At 59.2% G+C, this 4,271-nt stretch carries 1 protein-coding gene; it reads left to right on the forward strand.

The window, feature by feature from the left end:
• On the forward strand, positions 1–4,271 hold a 4,271-nt coding region (locus EGJ22_RS25730), incomplete at both ends, for an immunoglobulin-like domain-containing protein (protein WP_371921054.1).

A 4,271-nucleotide genomic window follows, 5' to 3' on the forward strand; every position in this document is an offset into this window, starting at 1 on the left:
CTGACCCCGAACCCGACTCCGGCCCAGACCACGATCAACGACTCGGTCGACACCACCACCGCGACCCTCACGGCTTCGCCGAGTGTGACCGAGGGCGGCGTGATCACCTATACCGTCACCCTGAGTAATCCTGCTCAGACCCCGGTAACCGTGACCCTGTCCAACGGCCAGACCGTGACCGTGGAAGCGGGTAAGAATCAGGGCAGTGTCGACTTCCAGACTCCGGCCAACGACGTTTACAACAACGGCTCGACCGTCAATGTCACCATCGACAAAGCTACCGGTGGCAACTTCGAGCAACTGACGCCGGACCCAACACCTGCATCGACTGTCATCCAGGACAGCATCGACCCTGTAACTGTGAGCATCGTCAGCAATGGCAATGTGACTGAAGATCAGCAGCCTGTCTTTACTGTAAAAGTCAGTCAGGCGCTGGATCGGCCACTGACCGTTACCCTGTCCAATGGCGACAAGGTCACCATTGAAGCCGGTAAAACAGAGGTGGAGTACAAGGCGACAGCCCAAGGTGATGATGTCTTCAAAGATCCCGGCTCTCTCACTCTTGGCGTTACTGACGCAAGCGTCCCAGGTGCCACCTTTGAGAAGCTGGAGTTCGGTAGCCCCGCGACTGTTGAAATCTCAGACACCATCAGTGAGGTTGTAGCCACGCTGACCGCGAGCCCTTCGGTAACCGAAGGCGGCGAGATTACCTACACCATCACGCTGACCAACAAAGATGGTCTGCCGATCAACAACCCTTCGGACCTGTACTTCAAGCTGACCGACGGCACCAATATCGTCGTGGCGGCCAACAGCACCACCGGTTCGGCCACTGTTATCGCGCCGGACAACGTCTACGTCGGCGCCAACGCGCCAGTGGTCAACGCCATTGATTCGGTCAGCGGCCAGGATGCGTGGAAGTTCGAGCAACTGACCCTGGACAAGACCGAGGTCAGCACCCAGGTCACCGACGAGCCTGGCACCCCGGGCAACGAAGGTGACATCGTCAAGGTCACCATCACAGCTGACCAGACCTCGGTCGCCGAGAACGTCAAACCGACGTTCACCGTGCATATCAATCAGCCTTTGGCTCACGACCTGGTCGTGACCCTGAGCAACGATGCCAAGGTCACCATCAAGGCTGGCGAAACCACCGCGGCATACGAGCACACAGCACAGGGCGATGACGTCTACCAAGACGCCGGCGAAATCACTTTGGGCATCAAGTCGGCGGCCGATGCTACGGGTGCAGCGTTCGAGAACCTGCAACTGGGTGGCGACGCCTCGGTAAAAGTCACCGACACCATCGATGAAGTGGTCGCCAAACTGACCGCTACCCCATCGGTAACCGAAGGCGGCGAGATTACCTACACCATCACGCTGACCAACAAAGATGGTCTGCCGATCAACAACCACGCGGAGCTGTTCTTCAAGCTGACCGACGGCACCAACATTGTCGTGGCGGCCAACAGCACCACCGGTTCGGCCACGGTTATCGCGCCGGACAACGTCTACGTCGGCGCCAACGCGCCAGTGGTCAACGCCATTGACTCGGTCAGCGGCCAGGATGCGTGGAAGTTCGAGCAACTGACTCTGGACAAGACCGAGGTCAGCACCCAGGTCACCGACGAGCCTGGCACCCCGGGCAACGAAGGTGACATCGTCAAGGTCACCATCACGGCTGACCAGGTTTCGGTCGCCGAGAACGTCAAGCCGACGTTCACCGTGCATATCAATCAGCCTTTGGCTCACGACCTGGTCGTGACCCTGAGCAACGATGCCAAGGTCACCATCAAGGCTGGCGAAACCACCGCGGCATACGAGCACGCAGCACAGGGCGATGACGTCTACCAAGACGCCGGCGAAATCACCTTGGGCATCAAGTCGGCGGCCGATGCTACGGGTGCAGCGTTCGAGAACCTGCAACTGGGTGGCGACGCCTCGGTAAAAGTCACCGACACCATCGATGAAGTGGTCGCCAAACTGACCGCTACCCCATCGGTAACCGAAGGAGGCGAGATTACCTACACCATCACGCTGACCAACAAAGATGGTCTGCCGATCAACAACCACGCGGAGCTGTTCTTCAAGCTGACCGACGGCACCAACATTGTCGTGGCGGCCAACAGCACCACCGGTTCGGCCACGGTTATCGCGCCGGACAACGTCTACGTCGGCGCCAACGCGCCAGTGGTCAACGCCATTGACTCGGTCAGCGGCCAGGATGCGTGGAAGTTCGAGCAACTGACTCTGGACAAGACCGAGGTACAAACTCAGGTTACTGACGAGCCGTCTGGCCAAGGCGACTTGGTCAAGGTCAGCATCGCTGCCGATCAGTTGTCTGTGAATGAGGCTACTGCGCCGACCTTCACCGTTACCCTGAACAAGGCGCTCGACAAGCCGTTCACCGTGACCTTGAGCACTGGTGCGACCCTGACCTTCGCAGCAGGCGAGACCACCAAGTCCTACGCCGCACCGGCGCAGGGCGATGACGTGTTCAAGGACGAGGGCAAGATCACTGTCAGCATCACCAAGGCCGAAGTGGTCGGTGAGCAGCTGGAAAACCTGCAGATCGGCCAGCCTGCTACTGTGGCGGTCACCGATACGCAGAGCCCGGTGACTGCCCAGCTCACTGTGGATAACACCACTGTGGCCGAAGGCGGCAAGATCACTTACACCGTGACTCTGGTCAGCGCTGATCCAAGCCTGCCAGTGACCAACCACAAGGGCCTGACCTTCACCCTGACAGACGGAACCACTGTGACCGTTAAAGCAGGTGAGGCCACCGGTTCTGTTACCGTCACCGCGCCAGACAACGTCTACGTCAACGATCCAGTCACCATCACTCAAGGTCTGACCAAGGTCGAGGGCGCCGGCGCTGATCAGTTCGAGCAGCTGAACCTGGGCAAGGATACTGTCAGCACAGTAGTCACCGATGAGCCAGGCACTCCGGGTAACCCGGGCGGAAACAACGAAGGCGACTTGGTCAAAGTCACGATCGTGGCCGATCAAGTTTCGGTCAACGAAGCAACCGAACCAACCTTCACCGTCACCCTGAACAAGGCTTTGGACAAGCCGTTCACCCTAACCCTGAGCACCGGTGCCACCCTGACCTTCGCGGCAGGCGAGACCACCAAGTCCTACGCCGCACCGGCGCAGGGCGATGACGTGTTCAAGGATGAAGGCAAGATCACCGTCAGCATCACCAAGGCAGAAGTGGTCGGCGAGCAGCTGGAAAACCTGCAGATCGGTCAGCCTGCAACCGTGGCGGTCACCGATACGCAGAGCCCGGTGACTGCTGAACTGTCGGTAGACAACACTACCGTCGCTGAAGGCGGCAAGATCACCTACACCGTGACTCTGGTCAGCGCTGATCCGAGCCTGCCAGTGACCAACCATAAGGGCCTGACCTTCACCCTGACCGATGGCACCACCGTCACGGTCAAAGCCGGTGAGTCGGTCGGCACCACCACTGTCACTGCGCCAGATAACGTTTATGTAAACGATCCAGTGACCATCACCCAAGGCCTGACCAAGGTCGAAGGCGCTGGCGCTGATCAGTTCGAACAACTGAACCTGGGCAAAGATACTGTCAGCACAGTAGTCACCGATGAGCCGGGTACTCCGGGTAACCCAGGCGGCAACAACGAAGGTGACCTGGTCAAGGTCAGCATCGTGGCCGACCAAGTCTCGGTCAACGAAGCAACCGAACCAACCTTCACCGTCACCCTGAATAAGGCTTTGGATAAGCCGTTCACCGTGACCTTGAGCACTGGTGCGACCCTGACCTTCGCGGCAGGCGAGACCACCAAGTCCTATGCCGCTCCGGCGCAGGGCGATGACGTGTTCAAGGACGAAGGCAAGATCACCGTCAGCATCACCAAGGCGGAAGTGGTCGGCGAGCAGCTGGAAAATCTGCAGATCGGCCAGCCTGCTACCGTTGCGGTCACCGATACGCAGAGCCCGGTTACTGCCCAGCTCACTGTGGATAACACCACTGTGGCCGAAGGCGGCAAGATCACCTACACCGTGACCCTGGTTAGCGCCGATCCGAGCCTGCCAGTGACCAACCACAAGGGCCTGACCTTCACACTGACTGACGGCACCACTGTGACCGTTAAAGCAGGTGAGGCCACCGGTTCGGTTACCGTTACTGCACCAGACAACGTCTACGTCAATGATCCAGTCACCATCACCCAAGGCCTGACCAAGGTCGAAGGCGCCGGCGCCGATCAGTTCGAACAACTGAACCTGGGCAAAGATACCGTCAG

Origin of the sequence: Pseudomonas sp. p99-361 (assembly GCF_003935475.1) — a bacterium.
GTDB lineage: Bacteria > Pseudomonadota > Gammaproteobacteria > Pseudomonadales > Pseudomonadaceae > Aquipseudomonas > Aquipseudomonas juntendi.